Source organism: Leisingera sp. S2M4 (assembly GCF_055398055.1).
This window is the reverse complement of the sequence record NZ_AP040861.1, coordinates 1,686,197-1,708,616: the sequence shown is the minus strand read 5'-3', so window position 1 is coordinate 1,708,616 and position 22,420 is coordinate 1,686,197. Positions and strand designations below refer to the sequence as shown.

Annotated in this window: 26 protein-coding genes; 18 read left to right on the top strand and 8 right to left on the bottom strand. The window is 62.7% G+C overall.

Translation table 11 applies throughout. From position 1 onward, the window contains the following. Nucleotides 1-31: 31 nt before the first annotated feature. The 4 genes from ACZ52D_RS08345 to ACZ52D_RS08330 all read right to left on the bottom strand — a co-directional run bounded on the left by ACZ52D_RS08345 (nucleotide 32) and on the right by ACZ52D_RS08330 (nucleotide 4,873). Nucleotides 32-1,132 (bottom strand): extracellular solute-binding protein, encoded by a 1,101-nt coding sequence (locus ACZ52D_RS08345; RefSeq protein WP_222454296.1) that lies wholly within the window; start codon nucleotides 1,130-1,132, stop codon nucleotides 32-34. A gap of 76 nt (nucleotides 1,133-1,208) precedes the next feature. Further along, complete coding sequence (locus tag ACZ52D_RS08340; RefSeq protein ID WP_464441017.1) at nucleotides 1,209-2,309, bottom strand: ABC transporter ATP-binding protein; 1,101 nt, start codon at nucleotides 2,307-2,309, stop codon at nucleotides 1,209-1,211. A gap of 377 nt (nucleotides 2,310-2,686) precedes the next feature. Next, nucleotides 2,687-4,081 carry an aspartate aminotransferase family protein gene (locus tag ACZ52D_RS08335; protein ID WP_369929637.1) on the bottom strand — a complete coding sequence of 465 codons (1,395 nt, stop codon included), beginning with the start codon at nucleotides 4,079-4,081 and terminating at the stop codon, nucleotides 2,687-2,689. Nucleotides 4,082-4,147: 66 nt separating this feature from the next. Next, nucleotides 4,148-4,873 (bottom strand): GntR family transcriptional regulator, encoded by a 726-nt coding sequence (locus tag ACZ52D_RS08330; protein ID WP_464441016.1) that lies wholly within the window; start codon nucleotides 4,871-4,873, stop codon nucleotides 4,148-4,150. A gap of 103 nt (nucleotides 4,874-4,976) precedes the next feature. On the opposite strand from ACZ52D_RS08330, the gene ACZ52D_RS08325 reads away from it, so the two are divergent. The 5 genes from ACZ52D_RS08325 (at nucleotide 4,977) to ACZ52D_RS08305 (ending at nucleotide 10,340) form a co-directional block, all read left to right on the top strand. Beyond that, nucleotides 4,977-6,065: a polyamine ABC transporter substrate-binding protein gene (locus tag ACZ52D_RS08325; RefSeq protein ID WP_222454300.1), complete on the top strand. Its 1,089-nt coding sequence runs from the start codon at nucleotides 4,977-4,979 to the stop codon at nucleotides 6,063-6,065. A 135-nt stretch (nucleotides 6,066-6,200) separates the two neighbouring features. Further along, the gene (locus ACZ52D_RS08320; RefSeq protein ID WP_222454301.1) at nucleotides 6,201-7,328 is read left to right on the top strand and encodes an ABC transporter ATP-binding protein; all 1,128 of its coding nucleotides are present in this window, start codon (nucleotides 6,201-6,203) and stop codon (nucleotides 7,326-7,328) included. Then, the gene (locus ACZ52D_RS08315) at nucleotides 7,328-8,209 is read left to right on the top strand and encodes an ABC transporter permease subunit (RefSeq protein WP_222454302.1); all 882 of its coding nucleotides are present in this window, start codon (nucleotides 7,328-7,330) and stop codon (nucleotides 8,207-8,209) included. The genes ACZ52D_RS08320 and ACZ52D_RS08315 overlap by 1 nt, the downstream gene beginning before the upstream one ends. Beyond that, complete coding sequence (locus ACZ52D_RS08310; RefSeq protein ID WP_222454303.1) at nucleotides 8,206-9,021, top strand: ABC transporter permease; 816 nt, start codon at nucleotides 8,206-8,208, stop codon at nucleotides 9,019-9,021. The genes ACZ52D_RS08315 and ACZ52D_RS08310 overlap by 4 nt, the downstream gene beginning before the upstream one ends. Further along, nucleotides 9,021-10,340, top strand: coding sequence for an NAD(P)/FAD-dependent oxidoreductase (locus ACZ52D_RS08305; protein ID WP_464441015.1), 1,320 nt, complete (start codon nucleotides 9,021-9,023; stop codon nucleotides 10,338-10,340). The genes ACZ52D_RS08310 and ACZ52D_RS08305 overlap by 1 nt, the downstream gene beginning before the upstream one ends. Here the strand turns inward: ACZ52D_RS08305 and ACZ52D_RS08300 are convergent. The 3 genes from ACZ52D_RS08300 to fliK form a co-directional block, all read right to left on the bottom strand. After that, nucleotides 10,313-11,089: a phosphotransferase gene (locus ACZ52D_RS08300; RefSeq protein WP_464441014.1), complete on the bottom strand. Its 777-nt coding sequence runs from the start codon at nucleotides 11,087-11,089 to the stop codon at nucleotides 10,313-10,315. The genes ACZ52D_RS08305 and ACZ52D_RS08300 overlap by 28 nt on opposite strands. A 147-nt stretch (nucleotides 11,090-11,236) precedes the next feature. After that, nucleotides 11,237-11,917, bottom strand: coding sequence for a flagellar hook capping FlgD N-terminal domain-containing protein (locus ACZ52D_RS08295; protein ID WP_222454306.1), 681 nt, complete (start codon nucleotides 11,915-11,917; stop codon nucleotides 11,237-11,239). Between the two features lie 4 nt (nucleotides 11,918-11,921). Next, nucleotides 11,922-13,970, bottom strand: coding sequence for a flagellar hook-length control protein FliK (gene fliK / locus ACZ52D_RS08290; protein ID WP_464443100.1), 2,049 nt, complete (start codon nucleotides 13,968-13,970; stop codon nucleotides 11,922-11,924). Between the two features lie 215 nt (nucleotides 13,971-14,185). Here fliK and ACZ52D_RS08285 point away from each other — a divergent pair, with 215 nt between their 5' ends. From ACZ52D_RS08285 to flbT, 5 genes are all read left to right on the top strand, one after another. Continuing rightward, on the top strand, nucleotides 14,186-14,455 hold the full coding sequence (locus ACZ52D_RS08285) for a rod-binding protein (RefSeq protein WP_369930216.1): 270 nt from the start codon (nucleotides 14,186-14,188) through the stop codon (nucleotides 14,453-14,455). Further along, nucleotides 14,448-14,807: a flagellar biosynthesis protein FlgN gene (locus ACZ52D_RS08280; protein WP_369929652.1), complete on the top strand. Its 360-nt coding sequence runs from the start codon at nucleotides 14,448-14,450 to the stop codon at nucleotides 14,805-14,807. The genes ACZ52D_RS08285 and ACZ52D_RS08280 overlap by 8 nt, the downstream gene beginning before the upstream one ends. 204 nt (nucleotides 14,808-15,011) lie before the next feature. After that, on the top strand, nucleotides 15,012-15,821 hold the full coding sequence (locus tag ACZ52D_RS08275) for a flagellin N-terminal helical domain-containing protein (RefSeq protein WP_417474562.1): 810 nt from the start codon (nucleotides 15,012-15,014) through the stop codon (nucleotides 15,819-15,821). A gap of 78 nt (nucleotides 15,822-15,899) precedes the next feature. Continuing rightward, entirely contained in the window at nucleotides 15,900-16,271 is a 372-nt protein-coding gene (gene flaF, locus ACZ52D_RS08270) for a flagellar biosynthesis regulator FlaF (protein ID WP_222454311.1), read from the top strand. Nucleotides 16,272-16,273: 2 nt separating this feature from the next. Beyond that, nucleotides 16,274-16,678, top strand: a complete 405-nt coding sequence (gene flbT / locus ACZ52D_RS08265) for a flagellar biosynthesis repressor FlbT (protein WP_222454312.1) — start codon at nucleotides 16,274-16,276, stop codon at nucleotides 16,676-16,678. Between the two features lie 246 nt (nucleotides 16,679-16,924). Here flbT and ACZ52D_RS08260 read toward each other — a convergent pair whose 3' ends face one another. Continuing rightward, nucleotides 16,925-18,253, bottom strand: coding sequence for a FliI/YscN family ATPase (locus tag ACZ52D_RS08260; RefSeq protein WP_222454313.1), 1,329 nt, complete (start codon nucleotides 18,251-18,253; stop codon nucleotides 16,925-16,927). A gap of 88 nt (nucleotides 18,254-18,341) precedes the next feature. Between ACZ52D_RS08260 and ACZ52D_RS08255 the strand changes: the two genes are divergently transcribed. From ACZ52D_RS08255 to flgH, 8 genes are read left to right on the top strand one after another with little or no spacing between them, the layout of a single operon-like run. Further along, on the top strand, nucleotides 18,342-18,731 hold the full coding sequence (locus ACZ52D_RS08255) for a FlgB family protein (RefSeq protein ID WP_369929657.1): 390 nt from the start codon (nucleotides 18,342-18,344) through the stop codon (nucleotides 18,729-18,731). 14 nt (nucleotides 18,732-18,745) lie between these two features. After that, entirely contained in the window at nucleotides 18,746-19,138 is a 393-nt protein-coding gene (flgC, locus tag ACZ52D_RS08250) for a flagellar basal body rod protein FlgC (protein WP_222454315.1), read from the top strand. Between the two features lie 27 nt (nucleotides 19,139-19,165). Further along, complete coding sequence (gene fliE / locus ACZ52D_RS08245) at nucleotides 19,166-19,462, top strand: flagellar hook-basal body complex protein FliE (protein ID WP_222454316.1); 297 nt, start codon at nucleotides 19,166-19,168, stop codon at nucleotides 19,460-19,462. Between the two features lie 3 nt (nucleotides 19,463-19,465). Continuing rightward, a complete protein-coding gene (locus ACZ52D_RS08240) occupies nucleotides 19,466-19,738 on the top strand; it encodes a flagellar biosynthetic protein FliQ (protein ID WP_369929660.1) in 273 nt (90 codons plus the stop codon). Next, nucleotides 19,738-20,457 carry a flagellar hook-basal body complex protein gene (locus tag ACZ52D_RS08235; RefSeq protein WP_222454318.1) on the top strand — a complete coding sequence of 240 codons (720 nt, stop codon included), beginning with the start codon at nucleotides 19,738-19,740 and terminating at the stop codon, nucleotides 20,455-20,457. Before ACZ52D_RS08240 ends, ACZ52D_RS08235 begins: the two co-directional genes overlap by 1 nt. 10 nt (nucleotides 20,458-20,467) lie before the next feature. Next, entirely contained in the window at nucleotides 20,468-21,253 is a 786-nt protein-coding gene (flgG, locus tag ACZ52D_RS08230) for a flagellar basal-body rod protein FlgG (protein ID WP_222454319.1), read from the top strand. Continuing rightward, complete coding sequence (gene flgA / locus ACZ52D_RS08225) at nucleotides 21,253-21,675, top strand: flagellar basal body P-ring formation chaperone FlgA (RefSeq protein WP_222454320.1); 423 nt, start codon at nucleotides 21,253-21,255, stop codon at nucleotides 21,673-21,675. The genes flgG and flgA overlap by 1 nt, the downstream gene beginning before the upstream one ends. Continuing rightward, nucleotides 21,675-22,415 carry a flagellar basal body L-ring protein FlgH gene (gene flgH / locus ACZ52D_RS08220; protein ID WP_369929663.1) on the top strand — a complete coding sequence of 247 codons (741 nt, stop codon included), beginning with the start codon at nucleotides 21,675-21,677 and terminating at the stop codon, nucleotides 22,413-22,415. The genes flgA and flgH overlap by 1 nt, the downstream gene beginning before the upstream one ends. The last annotated feature ends 5 nt before the right edge of the window (nucleotides 22,416-22,420 follow it).

Sequence of the window (22,420 nt, the reverse complement as noted above, 5' to 3'; positions counted from 1 at the left end):
GCCGAACACTTGGATCCCGATCGGGATCAGATCACTTGGCCAGCCATGCCTGGAACTTGGCGTCCAGATCATCGCGGTTGTCGGCCCACCACTCGTAGTCGTAGGTGTGCACGTTACCCGCGTTGGCCGGGTCGGTCGGCATATGCGGTGCCATTTCGATACCCAGTTCGGCATGCTTGCCGACCAGCGGAGCCGAGGAGGCACGGGCCGGACCATAGGAGATGTAGGCGGCCTGATCGGCCAGGCGCTGGGTGTCGGTGGCGAACTTCAGGAAGTCCATCACGCGCGCCTTGCGATCCGCAGGCAGACCGGCGGGTACGACCCAGCCGTCGAGGTCAAAGGACTGCATGTCCCAGAGCATGCCGATCGGCTGGTTCTGCTCGGCAATCGCCGAGAACAGGCGACCGTTGAAGGTCGAGCCCATCACAACTTCGCCGTCCGCCAGCAGCTGCGGGGTTTCCGCACCCGCCGACCACCAGACCACCTGGTCCTTGATGGTGTCGAGCTTGGCCAGGGCGCGGTTCACGCCTTCGTCGGTGCTCAGGACGTCATAGATCTCGTCCTTGGCGACACCGTCGCAGTACAGGGCCCATTCCATGTTGTCGATCGGGCGCTTCTGCAGCGCGCGCTTGCCCGGATACTTCTCGGTGTCGAAGATCGCGCAAACCGAATCCGGCTTGTCGATCAGGTCGGTGCGATAGCCGAAGGTGGTCGAGTAAACGATCTGCGGCACGAAGCAGTCGCTGACGATCAGGTCGCCGAAGTCTTCGCTGGCCGGGGTGCCATCGGGCGCGGGCGCCAGCACTTCGTCATGGTCCAGCTCTTCCGCCAGACCCTCGTCGCACAGGCGCATGGCGTCCGAGGCCACCGCGTCGACGAGGTCCCAGGTCACGTTGCCGGCTTCGTTCATCGCACGCAGCTTGGCCACGGCTTCGGCCGAGCTTTCGTCCCAGACGATTTTGACCTCGGGGTTGGCCTCCAGGTAGGGCTCCACATAGGCCTTGTTCTGGCTGGCCTGGTAGGCGCCGCCCCAGGAGACCAGCGTCAGTTCATTGGCCATTTCCTGTGCAAAGGCCGACGGCGCGCACAGCGCAGTTGTCACCGCCAGTGCAGACATCTTGCTGAGTTTCATCGAGTATCTCTCCTTGTTGATTTCACGTGTGTGAGACCCCCGGTCGTTGTCATGCCGGGGGTTCGGCGCGCGCGGATCAGGCGTCCAGCGCGCGGCAATCTTCCGGCAGCCAACCGATTTCGATTTGCTGACCGGGCTGCAACCGGACCTGGTCCGGGGCATTGCGGGTCTTGATGATGAACTCATCGTTGCCCGCCACTCGCAGGCGGGTGCGGAAGATGTCACCCATGTAGATGAACTCCAGCACTTCCGCCTTGAGCGTATGTACGCCTTCCTGAAGGCGTTCACGGTTGTACTCCACCCGCTCGGGGCGAATCGAGACGCGCGTGCGCTCGCCGGGCCGGGAAACGTTGACGGGCTTGCAATCAATCAGCTCGCCATCGTCCAGCTGCACCAGCGCGATGCCGTTGTTGATTTCCTTGACCGTCCCCTCGAGCGTGTTGTTCTCGCCGATGAACTGGGCCACGAAGCTGTTCTCCGGGCTTTCGTACAGCTGGTCCGGCGGCGCGATCTGCTGGATGCGCCCGTCGTCAAAGACGGCCACCCGATCCGACATCGTCAGCGCTTCGGTCTGGTCGTGGGTCACGTAGACCGTGGTAATGCCAAGCTGGTGCGCGAGGTGGGTGATCTCGAACTGCATCTTTTCACGCAGCTGCTTGTCCAGCGCGCCCAGAGGTTCGTCCATCAGCACCAGTTCCGGTTCGAACACCAGCGCCCGGGCCAAGGCGACCCGCTGCTGCTGCCCGCCGGACAGCTGCGACGGACGACGTCCACCGAAGGCACCCATTTCCACCATGTCGAGCGCCCGCTTCACCTTTGCCTCACGCTCGGATTTGCCGATCTTGCGCACTTCCAGCGGGAAGGACAGGTTTTCCGCGATCGTCATGTGCGGGAACAGGGCGTAGTTCTGGAACACCATGCCGATGCCCCGTTTATGGGGCGGAATATTGTTGATCGATGTCCCCCCGAGGCGAATGTCGCCATGGGTTGCGGTTTCAAATCCCGCCAGCATCATCAAACATGTTGTTTTGCCTGAACCTGACGGGCCAAGCATCGTCAGGAATTCGCCCTTGGGCATGGTGAGGTTCAGGTCTTTGACAACGAGATTTTCGCCATCATAGCTCTTTTGGACGCGTTCGAATTCAACGAACGCATCAACATTAGATGCATCAGCCAAAGCAGGCTCCCCGTGTTTTGTCAGTCCGGCAGATTAGCTCTGCACTTATCTGGAGTTAATCACACCAGCGGCAGTCAGCGCTAGATGAGAAAAAATATTCTTTCCAAGGCGGGTTACTGACACTTTGCGTTTGTTATGCCGCCATCCGACATCCCCACCCTAACGTGATCTTAGGATCGATTTCGAGGGCAGAATCAGACTTTTTGCGGCGCAGTCGGGATGTTTTGCGCCACTTGGGCGAGATGCACGACATATCTTGAGGCAACCACCCAAACTCAAGAAAGAAAAATACCCGACCTACAGGGGCCGGGTATCCTCCGAATCGGTACCAGGACGCGTCTTCCCGGGCCCTGTTTTTCCGCACGCGCGGACGAAAATCAGGCGCTGTGCAAAAGGTCCTGTTTCTTCAGTTCCGCGTGGCATTCATCCAGAGACCGGGTCGCCCGTTCGATGAGGACATCGATCTGCTCCGGCGTGATCACCAGCGGCGGCGCAATGATCATCCGATCGCCGACATGGCGCATCACCAGGTTGTTGGCAAAGCAGCGCTCGCGGCAGATATAGCCGACGGTCCCCGTATCCGAGGCAAAGGCGGCCCGGGTTTCCTTGTTCGGTGTCAGCGCAATCGACCCCATCATGCCAACGATCTTGGCCTCGCCGACCAGCGGATGATCGAGCAGCGATTCCCATTTCTGCTTCAGGTACGGCGCCGCCACGTCGCGCACATGGCCGAGGATGTTTTCCTCTTCCAGGATACGCAGGTTTTCCAGCGCCACGGCCGCGGCCACCGGATGGCCCGAATAGGTGTAGCCATGGTTGAATTCGTCGCTGGCGATGACGCTGGCGATCTCGTCGCTGACAATCGAGCCGCCGATCGGCGCATAGCCAGAGCTGAGCCCCTTGGCGATGGTCATGATGTCGGGGCGGATGTTCAGGGTTTCACTGCCGAACCAGTTGCCGGTGCGCCCGAAACCACAGATGACCTCATCCGCGATCAGCAGGATTTCATACTTGTCGCAGATCCGCTGGATTTCCGGCCAGTAGCTGGCGGGCGGGACGATCACGCCGCCTGCGCCCTGCACCGGCTCGGCGATGAAGGCGGCAACGCGGTCCTCGCCCAACTCCAGGATTGCCTCTTCCAGCTCGCGTGCGCGCTGCAGGCCGAACTCTTCCTCGGGCATGTCGCCGCCTTCGGCCCACCAGTTCGGCTGGTTGATATGGTGAATGTCGGGAATCGGCATGCCGCCCTGCGCGTGCATGCCGCTCATCCCGCCGAGGCTGCCGCTGCCGACAGAGGAGCCGTGATAGGCGTTCTTGCGGCTGATGATGATGGATTTCGACGGTTTGCCCTTCAGCGCCCAGTAATGGCGCACCATGCGGATATTGGTGTCATTGGCCTCCGAGCCGGAACCGGCAAAGAACACGTTGTTCAGGTCCCCCGGGGCCAGTTCCGCAATCTTCTTCGCCAGCGCGATCGCCGGAACGTGGGTGGTCTGGAAGAAAGTGTTGTAATACGGCAGCTCGCGCATCTGGCGGGCGGCGACCTCGGCCAGCTCGTCGCGGCCATAGCCGATGTTGACACACCACAGCCCCGCCATCGCATCGAGGATCTGATGCCCCTCGCTGTCGGTCAGGTGCACCCCGCTGGCACGGGTGATCACACGCGCGCCCTTCTGGGACAGTTCGCCGTTGGCAGTGAACGGATGCATGTGGTGGGCGGCATCCAGCGCCTGAAGCTCGGCCGTCGGCATGTGATTGGTGATCACGGTCATGGGAGGCACTCCTGCGAAAATCAAACTGCGCCTAGAATATGATCAAATTGCCCCATGTCAATCGAATCAGTTGGCGACCTGCAATCCCTGCGCGACCTGCTCCATGCCCTGGCAGACGTCTCTTTCCATCGCCAGCGCCGCCATATCCGCATCCCGGCGCCGAAGTGCCTCCAAAATGTCCTTGTGCCTATCTGGGAAGCTTTGCGTGCCCAGGCGCCCGCTTACCACCCGCAGCGATGGGCCAAACCGCAACCACAGCCGGTCGGCGATATCGGTCAGAATAGGGGCTTCGGCATGGGCGTAGAGCAGGGAATGGAAACTGTAGTTCTGCACCAGGTAGCCCGCGACATCGCCCGTGTTGATCGCAGTATCCAAAGCGGTATCGATGGCGGTAAGCTGCGCAATCACCGCTTCGGTCACATGCGGCGTGGCCCGCCGCGCAAGCTCGCATTCCACTGTTTTTCTTACGAAAATAAGCTCTTCAAGATCTTTCGCGCCCAGCACGGGCACCGACACGCGCCGGTTGCCCTGAAACACCAGCGCGCCGTCGGAGATCAGACGCCGGATCGCTTCGCGCACCGGCGTCATGCCCGCGCCCAGCGTCTCCACCAGCCCCTGGATCGTCACCGCCTGCCCCGGCACCAGGTCCCCAAACAGAATCTGCGAGCGAAGTTTCTGGTATACGATCTCATGCGCGGGCAGTTTTGTCGGGCCTTCCTGCGCGCTGCCAGCCGCTGAATGCGTCTCTGTCACCTGTGGATATCCTCCTTGATTTTCGCCAGCTTGCACCATCCAGAGGCAAGTGAAAACATAAAGAGTATTGCCGAACGCGGCAAAACTTGATCAAATCCTTCCACGGCCGGACATTGAAGCCGGCACCCACAGGGAGAACTTCATGACACTGAAAAAGCTGACCATGACCGCCGCCGTTGCCCTGGGCACTGCAGCCGTCGCTTCTGCCGAAGAGGTGCGGGTCTACAACTGGTCCGACTACATCGACGAGAGCCTGCTGGAAAAATTCGAAGCCGAAACCGGCATCGACCTGATCTACGACGTGTTCGACAGCAACGAACTGCTGGAGACCAAGATGCTGGCCGGCGGTTCCGGCTATGACGTGGTGGTGCCCACCGGCACCTTCCTGCAGCGCCAGATCGCCGCGGGGGCCTTCCAGAAGCTGGACATGTCCAAGCTGCCCAACCACGAGAACATGTGGGACGTGGTCTCCAGCCGGACCGAGCAATATGATCCCGGCAACGCCTATTCGATCAACTACATGTGGGGCACCACCGGCATCGGCGTGAACGTTCCCAAGGTCAAGGAAATCCTCGGCGAGGACGCACCCATCGATTCTCTGGAACTGGTGTTCAACCCGGAGAACATGGAAAAGCTGTCCGCCTGTGGCGTGCATTTCCTCGATGCCCCGGCCGAGATGATCCCCGCCGCGCTGAAGTTCATCGGCGAAGATCCCAACAGCCATGACCCGGACGTGATCGCCAAGGCCGAAGAGGTCTTCATGCCGGTCCGCCCCTACATCCAGAAGTTCCACTCCTCGGAGTACATCAACGCGCTGGCGAACGGCGACATCTGCGTGGCCGTCGGCTGGTCCGGCGACATCCTGCAGGCCCGTGACCGCGCTGCCGAGGCCGACAATGGCGTGGAAATCGCCTATCACGCGCCGGTCGAAGGCGCCCAGATGTGGTTCGACCAGATGGCCATCCCGGTCGACGCCCCGAACCCGGACGGCGCGCACAAGTTCCTGAACTTCATCATGGATCCCGAGAACATGGCCGCAGCCTCCAACTACGTCTACTATGCCAACGGCAACAAGGCGAGCCAGGAGCATCTAGCCGAGGACGTGATCGGCGATCCGGCGATCTACCCGGATGAAGCAACGCTGAACAACCTCTACACCACCACGCCCTACCCGCCGAAAGTGCAGCGGGTCGTCACCCGGCTGTGGACCAAGATCAAGTCCGGTACCTGACCGGCCTCACCCCTCTCTGCGGGGCGGCGTCAGCCGCCTCGCCTCCCGAGACATCCGATTCCGCCTGACGCGCCTGACCATCCCGGGCGCGGCCAATACCGAAATGCTTGCGACACTTCGTAGAAGAGGCCCGGCTTGACTGCTTCCGTATTCGAACCCTGGAACGATCCCGAGGCTAAGCCCTTGATCCACTTCCAGAACGTCACCAAACGATTTGGTGAGTTCACCGCCATCGACAATCTGACCATCGACATCTACGAGCGGGAGTTCTACGCGCTTCTGGGTCCCTCAGGCTGCGGCAAGACCACGCTGATGCGGATGCTCGCCGGTTTCGAGACCCCGACCGAGGGCAAGATCTTCCTCGCTGGCCAGGACATCGCCCCGGTGCCGCCGAACAAGCGGGCGGTGAACATGATGTTCCAGTCCTATGCGCTGTTTCCGCATCTGTCGATCTGGGAGAACATCGCCTTTGGTCTCAAACGCGAAGGCATGGCCAAGGCCGACATCCAGCAACGGGTGGAGGAAATGCTGCGGCTGACCCGGCTGGAAAAATTCGCCCGTCGCAAGCCGCACCAGATCTCCGGTGGCCAGCGGCAGCGGGTAGCGCTGGCGCGCTCGCTCGCCAAGGCACCGAAACTCCTGCTGCTGGATGAACCGCTGGGCGCGCTGGACAAGAAGCTGCGCCAGGACACCCAGTTCGAGCTGATGGACATCCAGGAAAAGACCGGCACCACCTTCGTGATCGTGACCCACGACCAGGAGGAAGCGATGACCGTGGCCTCCCGCGTGGCGGTGATGGACCACGGCAAGATCATCCAGGTGGCGACTCCCGACCGGATCTACGAAACGCCGAACTCGGTCTATGTCGCAGACTTCATCGGCGATGTGAACCTGATCGAAGGCACCGCCAGGCCAACCGGCAGCGACACCTACGCCATGAGCTGGCACGAGGGTCTGCCGCCGCTCAAGGTACAATCGCCCAACAGCCTCAGCGACGGACAGAAATGCCATCTGGCGATCCGGCCGGAAAAGGTCGCGATCAACGCCGAGAAGCCAGCCGACGCCGACAACGCCGTGCAGGGGCGCATTCTCGACATTGCTTACCTCGGCAATATCTCCACCTACCACGTGGAGCTGCCGACCGGCGCGGTGATCAAGGCGCAGACCGCCAACACCCGCCGCATCGCCCGCCGCGCCTTCACTTGGGAAGACACTGTCTGGCTGTCCTGGACCGCCACGGCAGGCGTTCTGCTGGCTGAATGATGCGCCGTTTTTTCCTGATCGCCATCCCCTATGCCTGGCTTCTGGCGCTGTTCCTGGTGCCCTTTGCCATAGTGCTGAAGATCTCGCTGTCGGACTATGCGGTGTCGATCCCGCCCTATGTGCCGCAGTTCGACTGGGCAGAGGGCATCGGCACCTTTATCGCCCAGCTGGATTTCGAGAATTTCATCTGGCTGACTGAAGACGACCTCTACTGGAAAGCCTATCTCAGCTCGCTGAAGATCGCGCTGATCTCGACCTTTCTGACGCTGCTGGCGGGCTATCCCATCGCCTACGGTATGGCGCGCGCCCCGGATGAATGGCGCCCGACCCTGATGATGCTGGTGATCCTGCCGTTCTGGACCTCCTTCCTGATCCGCGTCTACGCCTGGATGGGGATCCTGTCGAATGAGGGCTTCCTGAATCAGTTCCTGCTGTGGACCGGCGTGATCTCCGAGCCGTTGACCATCCTCAACACCAATTCCGCGGTCTATATCGGCGTGATCTACACCTATCTGCCGTTCATGATCCTGCCGATCTACTCGGCGCTGGAACGGCTGGACGGCTCGCTGATCGAGGCGGCCGAGGATCTGGGCTGCTCGCGGCTGTCGGCCTTCTGGCTGGTCACGGTGCCGCTGTCGAAGAACGGTATCATCGCCGGCAGCTTCCTGGTGTTCATCCCGGTGCTCGGTGAATTCGTGATCCCCTCGCTTCTGGGCGGCTCCGACACGCTGATGATCGGCAAGGTGCTGTGGGAGGAGTTCTTCTCCAACCGCGACTGGCCGGTGGCTTCGGCGGTGGCAGTTGTACTGCTGCTCTTGCTCATCATCCCGATCGTGCTGTTCCAGCGCAACCAGCAGAAACAGCAGGAGGCCGAACAATGAAACGCCTGAGCTGGTTTAACGCCGTGTCGCTGACGCTTGGCTTTGCCTTCCTCTACATCCCGATGGTGATCCTGGTGATCTTCAGCTTCAACGAAAGCAAGCTGGTCACCGTCTGGGCCGGGTTCTCGACCCGCTGGTACGCCGAGCTGATGCAGAACGAGGCGTTTCTGAATGCCGCCTGGGTGACCATCAAGGTGGCGGTCTTCTCCTCGACGCTGGCCACGGTGCTGGGCACCCTTGCGGCCTACGTTCTGGTGCGCGGCGGGCGGTTCATGGGGCGGACGCTGTTCTCCGGCATGATCTACGCGCCGCTGGTGATGCCAGAGGTGATCACCGGCCTGTCGCTGCTCTTGCTGTTCATCGGCATCGGGCTGGACCGCGGCGTGCTGACGATCGTGCTGGCGCATACCACCTTCTCCATGTGCTACGTTTCGGTCGTGGTCTCGTCGCGGCTGGTCAGCTTTGACCGCTCGCTCGAGGAAGCGGCGCTGGATCTGGGCTGCTCCGCCGCCGAGGCCTTCCGGCTGGTGACCCTGCCGATCATCGCGCCCGCGGTAATCTCCGGCTGGCTGCTGGCCTTTACCCTGTCGCTGGACGATCTGGTGATTGCCTCCTTCACCTCCGGCCCCGCCGCCACCACCCTGCCGATCAAGATCTTCTCGGCCGTGCGCCTTGGGGTCAGCCCCGAGATCAACGCGCTGTCGACGATCATGATCGCCGTAGTCACCGTCGGCGTCATCACCGCCTCGCTGGTGACCAAGCATCAGGTGGCCCGCCAGCGGCGCGAGGAGATGGAAGCGGTGCGCAGCTGATGCGCCGGATCTACCCCGACTACGCCTATGGGGCTGGTCCCCGCAGCAACTGCTGGTGGGACGAGACCATCGCCGCACCGGACTGGCCCCGCTTTGACGGCGGGGCCAGTGCCGATGTGGCCATAATCGGCGGCGGCTTTACCGGCCTGTCAGCCGCGCTGCATCTCGCAGAAAGCGGTGTCCAGGTGGCGGTGCTGGAAGCCGGAACGCCGGGCTGGGGCGCCTCCGGGCGCAATGGCGGCTTCTGCTGCCTCGGCGGGTCGAAACTGTCAGGCGCCGCGATGCGGCGCTTTTTCGGTGCCGAGGCCGCCGAGACCTATGCGGCCAGCGAAAGCGCGGCCATCCAACTGGTGCGCGGCCTGCTGGACAGGCATGGCATCGATGCCGATACCCATTCGCACGGTGAAACCCAGATGGCGCACAGCCCCAAGGCGGCGCGCCGCCTGGAAGCACAGGCCGACCAGCTGCAAAAAGCAGGGGAGGCCGCGCAGTTCGTCTCCGGCGACCAGCTCGCCGATCACGGGCTGAACGGTGGCTTTCACGCCGCTCTCACCACCTCGGAGGGCTTTGCGCTGAACCCGCGCAAGTACCTGTTCGGCCTCGCCGTCGCGGCGCGGAAGGCAGGCGCGGCCCTCTATCAGCGCAGCCCGGCCCGCCATGTGCGCTCCGTCAGCGGCGGCTTTGAAATAGAGACTGACACAGGGGTTTTGCGGGCTTCCCAAGTCATCATCGCCACCAACGGCTACTCTTCCGAGGATGTGCCGGGCTGGCTGGCGGGCCGCTACATGCCCGCGCAGTCCACCGTCATGGTAACCCGCCCACTGACCGATGCAGAGCTGTCGGCACAGGGCTGGTTTTCCGACCAGATGGCCTATGACACCCGCAACCTGCTGCACTACTTCCGGCTGATGCCGGACCGGCGTTTCCTGTTCGGCATGCGCGGCGGGCTGCGGGCGTCGCCCCGCTCCGAGGCAGCAATCCGGCGCAAGCTACGGCAAGATTTCGAGGCGATGTTCCCGGCCTGGCGCGACGTGGCGGCCACTCATTGCTGGTCCGGTATGGTGTGCCTCTCGCGCAATCTGGTGCCCTTCATCGGGGCGGTGCCGGACCAGCCGGGGCTGTTCGCGGGCCTCTGCTATCACGGCAACGGGGTGGCCATGGGCAGCTATTCGGGCCGGTTGCTCAGCGATCTGGTGCAGGGCAGGCAGCCGGAGCTGCCGTATTCGACCGCGGTGCAGAAGATGCCGCGCTTTCCCTTTGGCCGGGCGCGGCGGATCCTGATGCCGCCCGCCTATGCGGCCCTGGGGCTGATGGACTGAAGCGCGGCGCACTCCAGCGCCAGCGCCTGCCGGTCGGCCGCGCTGCCCTGCTCCATCCGCCATTGGCAGTAGGCGGCCATGCGCCAGTGATACCAGGGGCGCAGGGCCAGATAGCGCCCGACGATCCGCGGGTCGGGGTATGCCTGCAAAAAGGCGTCCTCCTCGCTCCGGCTCAGCGGCGCGCCGCGGTACGTCAACTGCATGGCCGGTGACAGAAACAGCGCCAGATCCTCGGCCGGATCACCGATTTGCGGGCACTGCCAGTCGATCAAGGTAAGCGTCCCGTCATGGGCCAGCAGGTTGCCCGGCACTGGATCACCATGAATCAGCACCGGCTGCGGTACCGGCGGCACACGCCCCAGCGGGCGCAAGTCCGCCAGCCAATGCCCATCCCGGCACTTCCGGAGAATGCCCGCGACCTGCGCCTCCAGCGCCAGGCTGCCGTTCACGCCCGGCGGCAAACCTGCGGGCGGCGCGCAGTCATGCAGCCGCCCCAACACCTGTGCCACATGACCCGGTGCCTGTCGCCAGGGCTGGCCGTTGATATGGGCATAGCTCAACCATTGCCGCCCTTCGAACGTCCCGGCCTGCACCAGCGGTGGCACCATGCCGGTGCCCGACAGCCCCGCCAGCACCGCACGTTCCCGTGCCGGATCATTGGCAAACAGCGGGTTGCCCGCATCGGCGGCATAAAGCTTGATCACAACCGCTCCGGCGCGCCAGACGTGATTGGACCGCCCACCGGCCAACCGCCGGGGCGCCGGGACATGCAGCCCCTGTGCCGCCAGATGGGCAAAAAAGCGGGCTTCGAAATCTTCGGACAGGGTTTGCAGGGCGGCCTCCGATGTCTGACCGCCCCGTTCTAGACCGTTTTTCTAGCGACGCCTATCGGCCAATCAGGACTTCGGATCGCGCAACGCGCTGACCGACGAGGCGAGCACAACCGAGCCACCTTCGGTAATCAGGCCGACGTCGCCGCCCTGCATCCGGGTTTCATTCACCTTGAAATAGATCTCGGCATATTCCTGCAGCAGCACGTCATCGCCCTTGCGGCTCTCCACCATGAAGGAATATTCGCCGGCCTCGAGGCGGTTGCCATCCTTGTCCACGCCGGTCCACTCGTAGGGTTCGGCAGAGACCGGCAGGCTGACACGCTGGACTTCCTGGCCATTCTTGTCCTGTACGACCAGCGAAACGCTATCCGCCGCCGCGGCCGGGTTCGGCGCGATCGTAATGCTGTTGCTGCCGTCGTAATACCCCGGCGCCACCGCTCTGGCTTCCATACCGACCCAGCCGGACAGGGCCGCCATATTCGCAAGCCCCAGCTGCGACTGAAGCCCCTCCAGCAGCGTGTTACTTTTAGTTTGCTGCTCCACCATCGAAAACTGCGCCAGCTGCGCCGCATATTCCGTCGAATCCAGCGGCTCCAGCGGGTCCTGATTCGTCGCCTGCGCCGTCAGCATCTTGACGAAGGTCTCAAAGTCCGACGACAGGCCAGAGGTTGTTCCGGTGGCGGTGGAACGTGTCTGCGACTGCTGCAGGGGATTGGTGTTTGCGGATGTGACTGCTGTTGTCATGGTCTCAGACCCTCATGTCCAGCCCGGCAGCGCCCAGCTGCAGGTTTTGCGTGATGATTTCAGAAGCCGGGGCCTCCCCGTCGCGGAGCGATTCGCCCGAGCCGGAAGATCCGCCGGCCGCCGCATGGTCCGAGCCGCTGCGGCTCTGACCACCTTCAGCTTCGCCGCCGCTGAACTCGAACGAGATGTCCTCGTAGCCCATACGGCGGAACTCCTCGGCCAGCTCATTGATGTGGCGTCGCATCAGATCCCCGGTTTCCGGCCGCTCCGTATGGATGATCATGGTGATCCCGGTCTCGCTGGTCGCAACGCGTATCTTCACCCGCCCTAGTTCCTGTGGGTTCAGCGAGATTTCGACCTTCTGTTCCCCCTTGGCCGCAAAGGCCTCGGCGATCTGCGCTGCGATCATGCGAGGCGTTTCGGGGCGGTGCCCGGCCCCGGTTCCGATGACAGCCTCGGTCAGCATCTGCGACAGCCCCGGCATCTCATTGAACCGCTCCAGCGAGGCATCCAGAAGGTCGCCGGCTTCACGCTCCATCACCCCACCGGCCAGCATCGCTTGCGATGCGACGGACGTGGACTGCATGGCAAGGGTGCCGAGGGCGGCGGCGCTGCTGCGCAGCGCATTCGCCTTTGCATTCGATTCGGCTGCCCGGATTTCCTGCATGGCCACATCCAGGTCGGCTGCGTCTTCGACCCTTGCTTCCGTGATCGCTGCAGTTTCCTGTCGCTGGGCCGCTGCGCCGACCTTGGGTTCACTCAAGGACTGGCGCACGAAGGCCGCCTGCAGCGTCTCCGCTGTTGCGCGGCCGGTCGCCTGGGGTGCCCCGGTCACGTTATCCTGCTGGATCTCGATCGCCTCGGCGGCCGCAGCCCGCGCAGACGCCCCGGCAGAAGTATCCATGGATCCGCTGGACTGTGCATGCCCCGCCGCTGCCACCTGCGCGGATGTCACGGAGGCTTCACGGCCAAAGGCGCCCGCCACGGCTGCCTGTTGTGAAAGCTTGCTATCGCCAGAAACCGCGTTCTGGGGCACGAAGGCCCCATCGGCTTTGCCAGTCGTGCTTTCCTGACCATCAGGCGGCAGCGTTGCCATGTCGGCCATGCGGCCCGATGTTTCCGCGCCAGCAGATGCCTGGACAGCCGGACTTGCCGCCGTGGCACCAGCGCCGCCCAGTGCGCGACTGCTTGTCAGATCACCGGCCCGGGTTGTTGGCTCGCCCGCCATTGTGCGAGTGGTACCGACCGCCTCAGCTGGTTTCGCGACCGAACCCAGAGGAATGTCTTCCTCCGATTTGACCGACGCCCGATTGATCCTTCCCTCGATGGGGAGTGCGGTGTCCGCTCCAGCTCCCCGCGCTACGCTGGAAGAAATACCATTCTGCGAGCGACCAGATGCGCTTCCGGATGCCGCTTCGGATGGTTCGATATCCTTCGACGCCCGGGCAGCCCCCGCATTCGTGGTTTCCGCGACGGACCCGAAACCGCGCGTCGGCAGGGAGGCGGAAAGGTCCTCTTTCGTGTCTCCCTCCATACCGCGCGGGCGCGATGTCCCGGCCTGTTCAACGGCCAGAGCCGCAGACACGGCGGTCTCGTCGATCTCGGCCGTATCGGTCGGCTCCGGCTGGCCGCGTTCTGCTCTCGACGTTTGCGAGGAATCGGACACGCCTACGGCTGTGTCTGCACCGTCTGCATGGCGCGCATCCTCCAGACGGTCCGCGCCTCGCTCGACGTGCGCCTCGCCAAGGGTTTTTGCGTTTTCGATGGATGAACCTACGGATCTGACACCCACAGTGGAGGGCCGGCCAGCGAACTCAGCGTGCCCGCCGGCTTCAACGTCACTCTGACTCACGACATCTGAACCGGTCTCAGCGCCTTTTACGCTTCGGCCCTCTTCCTTGGCAGCCACTTCGCCCGGCTTTGCCTGCGCCGGAGAATCACCTGGCTGCTCCTGTGCAACCTCCGGGTCTGGCACCTGTGTGGCCGATTTTTCACCAGCCGCCAGAACGTCCTCGAACCTTCTGTTTTTGCTAGCGTTTTCCACGTCGTTCACGGAAGGCGATCGCGCTTTTCCGATTGGGCCTGCTTCCGGGCCAAGGAGGGGATTCATCATCATGATCGGCTTCCAGATATTCTATCTCGACCCGGTCAGACTTAACGCAAAGCGGTTACGGCAATTTTAACCGGTTCCACGGCAAACTGTAAAAACTCGATGAAGTTCGATGAACAACCGGAGAACCGGACATGTCAGATCTACTGACCACACATATGCAGACCGCGCAGTCATATACCCCGGTCCGCAAACCACCCGCCGACCCATTGCGTGAGGCCGCGGTGGAACTGGAAGCATCCTTTCTGGCGCAGATGCTGAAATCGGCGGGCCTTGGCGAATCACGCGAAGGCTTCGGCGGCGGTGCAGGCGAAGATCAGTTTTCCAGCTTTCTCGTTCGCGAACAGGCCAACCAGATCGCCCGCTCGGGCGGCATCGGCCTCGCGGAATCCCTGTATCACGCATTGAAGGAGACCCAAGGTGACTAAATCCGAACCTCAGCAGCTCACGGATGAGCTGGACCAGATCCTGGACCGCGAACGCGCCGCATTGATGAAAGGCGACCTTGGCAAGCTGGAAGACCTGCTCGCCAAGAAAGAAAAGATCATCGCCAAGCTCAACACGATCTCGGACCTGGAGCGCGACACGCTGGCCAGGGTCCAGACCAAGGTGTCGCGCAATCAGGATCTCCTCGACAGCGCCATGGAAGGCATCCGCAGCGTCGCTGCACGCATGGCCGAACTGCGCAAGATCCGCAAAGGCCTGGATGTCTATGACCAAAGCGGTCGTCGCACCCGTTACGGCACCCGCAACACCGGAAAGCTGGAGAAAAAAGCCTAAATGCAATTTGGAGAAAATTCTACGGAAGCAAATCTCCGCATTAGCACTCCCTTAGCAACTGTTGGGCCAATGTCTCCTTGCACCTGATGACGGGTGGCGCGGAAGCCGGACGGTGGAACGCACAGTCAGAAAGACGTCAAAAAACGCCCCCTGAGGGCACAGAATAATAGGGGCCAAAGTGCTCCGCAGCTAAAGGAAAAAGCTATGACCAGCATTCTGACCAACAACGGCGCAATGGTTGCTCTGCAGACCCTGAAGTCGGTCAACAGCAACCTGGAAGAGACCCAGAACCAGATCTCCACTGGTAAAGAAGTTGGTAGCGCCAAGGACAACTCCGCTGTCTGGGCCATCTCCAAGTCGATGGAATCGGACATCCAGGCATACGAAGCCGTGTCTGACGCCCTGGACTTTGGTGAAGCCACTGTTGCTGTTGCGTCCTCGGGCATGGAACAGATCGTTGAAACCCTGAAAGACATGCGTGAACTGGCAGTCGCAGGCGTTTCGCAGAACGTCGACCACGACAAGATCGAGGCCGACCTGGCGAAGAAGCGCGAGCAGATCGAATCCATCATCGACTCCGCTTCGTTCAACGGCGCCAACCTGCTGGATGACAACGTCACCGCGCAGCTGGACGTTCTGGGCGGCCTGGACGCGGCCAGCGATACCATCACGATCACCGGTATCGACAGCTCGTCCAGCCTGAACACCGCCGGCATGACCTCGCTGACCAGCGCCAACGCGGCGACTGTTCTGTCGGAAATCGAGACCATGCTGTCCTTCGCAATCGACAGCGCAGCCCAGCTGGGTGCCGACAGCAACCGTCTGAGCGACCAGAACGACTTCGTGTCGAAACTGAACGACTCGCTGAAATCCGGTGTCAGCACCATGGCCGACACCAACATGGAAGAAGCGTCGGCGCGACTGAAAGCACTGCAGACCCAGCAGCAGCTGGCGGTGCAGTCGCTCTCCATCGCGAACCAGGCGCCTTCGACCCTGCAGCAGCTGTTCCGTTAACAGCTCCAACCGGGGCGCTGACGGCGCCCCGGTCTTCCCCTCTCAGAGAATCTGAAGAATAAAACGTTAGGAAAACACGTGAATGCCCTTCTGAAGGCGAAGAGTGCCTATTCGGCGGCAAAGGCCCCGACCCGGACAGCAAAGAATTTCGAATACGAAGTGATCGCCCGCATTACGCGTCGAATGATCACATCAGCGCAACAAGGCCGCGACGGGTTCCAGGATCTGGTTGCCGCCCTGAATGACAACCGCAAACTCTGGTCCATTTTCACAGCCGATCTTGCCAACAAGGGAAACCCCTACCCGGACGAGTTGAAGCTGAGCCTCTTCGAACTGGCGGAATTCACAAGACAACACACCAGCAAGGTACTGCAGCGCAAGGCCAACGTACGCCCGCTGGTGGAAATCAATACGGCCATCATGCGTGGCCTCCGCAGCGGAGCATCCTGAATATGAGCGGACTTGTCCTGAAACTCGCCCCCAAGGAGCGTGTCCTTGTGAACGGTGCGGTGATCGAAAACGGCGACCGTCGCAGCCGCCTTTCGATTGTCACCCCGGACGCCAACATCCTGCGCCTGCGCGATGCAATCCATCCGGAAGAAGCCAATACCCCGGTGCGCCGGGTGTGTTACGCGGCGCAGCTGATCCTTTCCGGCGACGCCGACCCCGAAGAAGAGCGCCTGCCGATGCTGCGGCGCATCGAGGAGCTGAGCCAGGTCTTCACCGACCCCGACAGCCGCGCCTCCCTGGCCGAGGCGACCGAAGCCCTGATCGGCGACAACCACTACCGCTGTCTCAAGGCACTGCGCACGCTTCTGGCCCGCGAAGACCGCCTGTTTGCGGTCCGCCCTTCCTGATCCATGACCTGGCCGCGGCCCCGCGCCGCGGCGTCGATGCGGCCTCAAACGCCCGCCATGCGGGCGGCCCATCTGAAACATCACAAGGCTGGCCCCGAAAGAGACACAGGGCTTGGAACAAGCCCCCGAGACCTTTCACCGGCCCTTGAAGATCCAAATTGAAAAAGGCTCCCAGAATTGACTGGGAGCCTTTTTCATTTCAGCGAACGCCGCAACGTTTCAATGTTGCCAGGGGCAGGGGCAACCTCAACGCCCTGCCTTCGCGCGGCGCATCAGAAGCAGCAGGCGGTTGAAACTGCTGGTGATGCCCTCCGGGTCTTCACGACCGAAGAACGCGTCCAGCTCGGGCCACAGCTTGACCGCCTTGTCCAGCACCGCATCGTTGCCCTCGGAATACAGGCCCGCCCGGATCATCACCTCCGACTGCTCATAGGCGCCGAGGAACTTGCGCACATCCTGGATCACCGCGTTCTCTTCGGCGGTCGCCGCGGCTGGCAGGCTGCGCGAGACCGAACGCGAGACATCAATGGCCGGGAAGCGACCACGTTCGGCAATTTCCCGGTTCAGCACGATATGGCCGTCCAGCACGCCGCGCAGGATATCCGCGATCGGCTCATCCATGTCCGAGCCCGCCACCAGAACGCTGAACACGGCGGTGATGTCGCCCTGATCGGCGCTGCCGGGGCCCGCGCGTTCACACAGGCCGGTAATCAGCGGCGTCACCGAGGGCGGATAGCCGCGCAGGGCCGGCGCCTCGCCCGAGGCCGCGGAAATCTCGCGATGGGCTTCGGCAAAGCGGGTCACGCTGTCGGCCAGGAACAGCACGTGTTTGCCCTGGTCCCGGAAATGTTCTGCCACGGTCATCGCCGACCAGGCACAGCGGCGGCGCACAAGGGCGGACTGGTCCGAGGTGGCCGCGACGACAATCGCACGGCTCATGCCCTCCGGTCCCAGCACGTCTTCGACGAAGTGATTCACCTCGCGCCCCCGCTCGCCGACCAGCGCCATCACCACCACATCGGCTTCCATGCTTTTGGCCAGTTTCGCCAGGAGCGACGATTTACCAACGCCGGAGCCGGCAAAAAGGCCCACGCGCTGACCGCGCACGATGGGGAGAATCGTATTCAGAACCGCCTGCCCCGTTGCCAGCCGCTCTCCCAGCGGTCGGCGTTCGGCGGCCTTGGGCGGCGCGGCCATCAGGTCGCGCGGCTCCGCCCCTGGCAGCAGCGGCCGCCCGTCGAGCGGCTCGCCGAACGGGTCAATCACTCGCCCGATCCAATGATCACTGGGCGCGAAATCCGGCGACGGGCGCAACAAAACCGGGTCTCCGATTGCGACACGGTCCGGCGCGCGATCGGGTAACATACTGATACTGCTGCCGTTAATCTTCAGGACCTCGCCGTGCAACTCGTCACCGGGGCCACGTCGCAGGATCAGTCGATCACCGATGCGGGCAACCGAGGCCAGCCCGGAGATTTCGATCTCGCCACCGGCGATCCCGGCGACCCGACCCATCTGCGTGGTCAGCCGCTTGCCGGCAATCTGGCGGGTCAGTGCAGTCAGCTCTGCTTTCATTGCGGCGGTCTCCGTTGGCGTCCTGAAAACAATTTCTAAAGGAATCGGGGTTAAGCCTTGATTGAAATCGATCAAGGGAGAAACCCTGGTGTTCACAGAATTGAACGTATTCAAAATTGCCTATTCCATGGCAACCCATGCCGGCACCCGCCAGGCACTGGTGTCACAGAATATCGCCAATGCCGACACGCCTGGCTACCACGCCAAGGACATCAAGCCCTTCACGGAAGTTTTCGCCGCAGGCGCACGCCCCGGCAGCATGATCGCCACCCGCGACAGCCACCTCAATGGCAGCGCAGGCAGCGGCATGGATTGGGCGATCACCAGCTCGGACGCAGGCAGCGATCCCAATGACAACTCCGTCTCGATCGAAACCGAGATGCTGAAAGGGGTCGAGGTGGCACGCCAGCACAAGCGGGCAATGGCGATCTACAAGTCCTCCATGAACATCCTGCGCGCAAGCCTGGGCAAACCCTGAGGAGGAGCTGATCGATGAGTGAATTTTCCAGAGCCCTTTCCGTCACGGCCAGCGGTCTCAAGGCCCAGGCCGCCCGCCTGCGTCACGTATCGGAGAACATCTCCAACGCCGACACCCCCGGCTACCGCCGCAAGACGGTCCCCTTCGAATCGGTGCGCGAGCTGCAGACCGACGTGGAACATGTCCGCACTGGCCGGGTCACCCTGGACCGCAGCGACCTCGAAGAAATCTACGACCCGTCGCATCCGCTGGCCAATGAAAGCGGCCATTACGAAGGCTCCAATGTCGATCTGATGATCGAGATTGCCGACGCCCGCGAGGCCCAGCGCAGCTACGAGGCAAACCTGAAAATGTTCGAGCAGACCCGCTCGATGTCCTCCTCTCTCATGGAACTTCTGAGACGATAATTCCCCCAAGCCAATTGGAGATCCAGAATGGATATTCGCAGTCTTTCCGCCGCCACTGGCTATGCCGCGGCACGTCCGGCCACCAAGGTTGACCCTGACTATGCCGGCACCAGCGCCGGCGCCCAGCTGAAACAGAGCTTTCAGGACTTCGCCACCACCCTGCAGCAAAGCGAGCAGGTTTCGGTGCAGGCGATGACTTCCCAAGCCGATCCGCACGCATTGGTGCAGGCCCTGGCGCAGACCGAACTGGCGGTCGAAACCGCGGTCACCGTGCGCAACAAGGTGGTCGAGGCCTACCAGGAAATTCTGAGAATGCCGGTCTGAGCCATGATGAGCGAAAGCCTGTTCTACGACACATTGCGTCAGGCCCTCTGGGCCGCAGTCACCATGTCGACGCCGATCCTCCTGGTGGCGCTGGTCGTGGGTGTCGTCATCGGCCTGTTCCAGGCGCTGACCTCGGTGCAGGAAATGACGCTGACCTTCGTCCCGAAGCTGACTGCGATCCTGGTCGTGTTCTGGATGACCATGGGCTTCATGACCCAAACCCTCGTGGCCTTTTTTGATGGTCACGTCGTTCCGATGATTGCCGGAGGTCTGTAATGGAAACAACAGGTTACGCCACGCTGTCCCGTCAGTCCGGACTGATGCGTGAAATGCGGGTGATCGCAAACAACATCGCCAACTCGGCCACCACCGGCTATCGCCAGGAGGGGCTGATCTTTTCCGAATTCGTGAAATCCGCGCCCGGACAGGAATCGCTGTCGATGTCGCGCGCCAATATCTTCAACACCTCGATGGAGCAGGGCCAGCTGACCCAGACCGGTGGCGATTTCGACTTCGCCATCGAAGGGGACGGCTTCTTCATGGTGGAAACACCGCAGGGCGAACGGCTGACCCGCTCGGGCGCCTTTTCCACGAACGCGGCAGGCGATCTGGTGACCATGGATGGCTACCGGGTGCTGGACGCGGGCCGCGCTCCGGTTTTCGTGCCGCCGGATGCAGGCAAGGTCGAGGTCGGCTCCGATGGGTCGCTCAGCGCCAATGGCCGCCTTCTGGGCCAGCTGGGCCTGTTCCAGCCCGTCGAACAGCACACGCTGGTCCGGGAGGACGGCGTGATGTTCCGCGTCGAAGGCGACATCGAGGAAAACTTCGATTCGAAGGTGCTGCAAGGCTTCCTCGAAGGCTCGAACGTGAACGCGATCTCCGAAGTGTCGCGCATGATCGAAGTCCAGCGGGCCTATGAAATGGGCCAGAGCTTTTTGCAGGCGGAAGACGAACGCGTCCGCAATGCCATCAAAAACCTGATCAAGACCACCTAGGAGAATCCAGATGCGCGCCTTGAAGATCGCAGCCACCGGCATGAGCGCCCAGCAACTGCGGGTGGAGACCATCTCCAACAACCTCGCAAACATGAACACGACCGCCTACAACGCACGGCGCGCCGAGTTCGCCGACCTGCATTACCAGCAGGTGTCGCGGGCGGGGTCGGTGAATGCCTCGGACGGCACCGTGCTGCCGACCGGCGTGCAGGTGGGCCTGGGCGTGCGCCCGGCGGCCGTGTCCGTTCACTTGTCGCAGGGCGCGCTGCAGCAGACCAACAACGATCTGGACGTCGCCATCGATGGCAAGGGCTATCTCGAGGTGACGCTGCCCTCCGGTCAGACCGCCTATACCCGGGATGGCTCGCTGAAACGGTCCGCCGAGGGGCTGATCGTCACCAACGACGGCTTTGCAGTCTCTCCCGAGATCACCATCCCCGACGATGCCAAGAGCATTTCGATCAATGCCGAGGGCGAGGTCTACGGCTACTTCGACGAAACCTCCGCCGGACAACTGCTGGGGCAGCTCACGCTGGCCGGGTTCACCAACCCCAAGGGGCTCGAAGCGATCGGCAGCAACCTGTTCACCGAGACCGAGGCCTCCGGCCCGGCAACCGTCTCCACCGCAGGCGAAGACGGCCTTGGCACCCTGCGCCAGGGCTATCTCGAGGCCAGCTCGGTGGATGCGGTGCGCGAAGTGACCGAACTGATCGCCGCCCAGCGCGGCTATGAAATGAACGCCAAAGTCATCTCGGCGGTTGACCAGATGATGGGCGCAACCACGCAGGTCCGCTGATGAAACAGGTCTTCGCTCTCCTGATCGCCGGCGCCTTCTGCGCGCCCCCCGCCCTCGCGGATTACCTGGTCCCGGTGCGCACGATCCGTGCCAAGGACATCGTCAACGCCGAAGATCTGGCGCTGAAAAAGGGCGAGATCATGGGCGCGCTGACCAATCCTTCCGAGGTGATCGGCATGGAAGCGCGTGTCGCGCTCTATGCCGGGCGCCCGCTGCGGCCCGGCGACATCGGCCCGCCAGCCATCATCGAACGCAACGACCTGGTCACCCTGATCTTCCGTCAGGGCGGGCTGACCATCGCCGCCGAAGGCCGCTCGCTTGGCCGTGGCTCGGTCGGCGAAGCCGTCCGGGTCATGAATCTTTCTTCCCGCACCACCGTCACCGGCCGGGTCAAACAAGACGGCTCCGTAGAGGTAAACTGATGACCATGAAACTCACCCCCGTCAAACCGCTGCTTCTTGGCCTGGTCGTGCTCGGCGCCTGTGGCCGGATGGACCACCTGGGCAAGGCACCGTCCTTCACCCCCACCACCGAATCGAACGAGCATGTCGCCATGCTGTACCAGGGGCTGCCGACCGAGACCCAGACCCGCCGTACGGTGGACGGAGCCTCGCTGTGGAGCGGCGGCCAGCAATCACTGCTGGGCGACCGCCGGGCGATGAAACGCGGCGACATCATGACCGTGGTCATCGAAATCGACGAGGAAGCCGAGATCTCCAACGACACCCAGCGTTCGCGCTCCGGTTCCGAAAGCCTGAACGTGCCGCAGCTGCTCGGCCTGCCCCAGCGGCTGGACGAGAAACTGCCCGAAGGCGCCTCTGCCGCCAACGCGGTCGAGCTGGGAAGCTCCAGCTCCTCCGGCGGCAAGGGCTCCGTCAAGCGCAGCGAAAAGCTGGAACTGCGGATTGCCGCCACCGTCGTCGACGTGCTGCCCAACGGGGTGCTTGCGATCAGCGGCACCCAGGAGCTGCGGGTGAACTTCGAACTGCGTGAACTGCTGGTAACCGGCTATGTCCGGCCCCAGGACATCAGCCGCCAGAACGAGATCACCTATGACAAGATCGCCCAGGCGCGGGTCTCCTACGGTGGACGTGGCCAGATCACCGACGTGCAGCAGCCGCGCTACGGCCAGCAGCTGCTTGATGTCGTCCTGCCGTTCTGAGGATC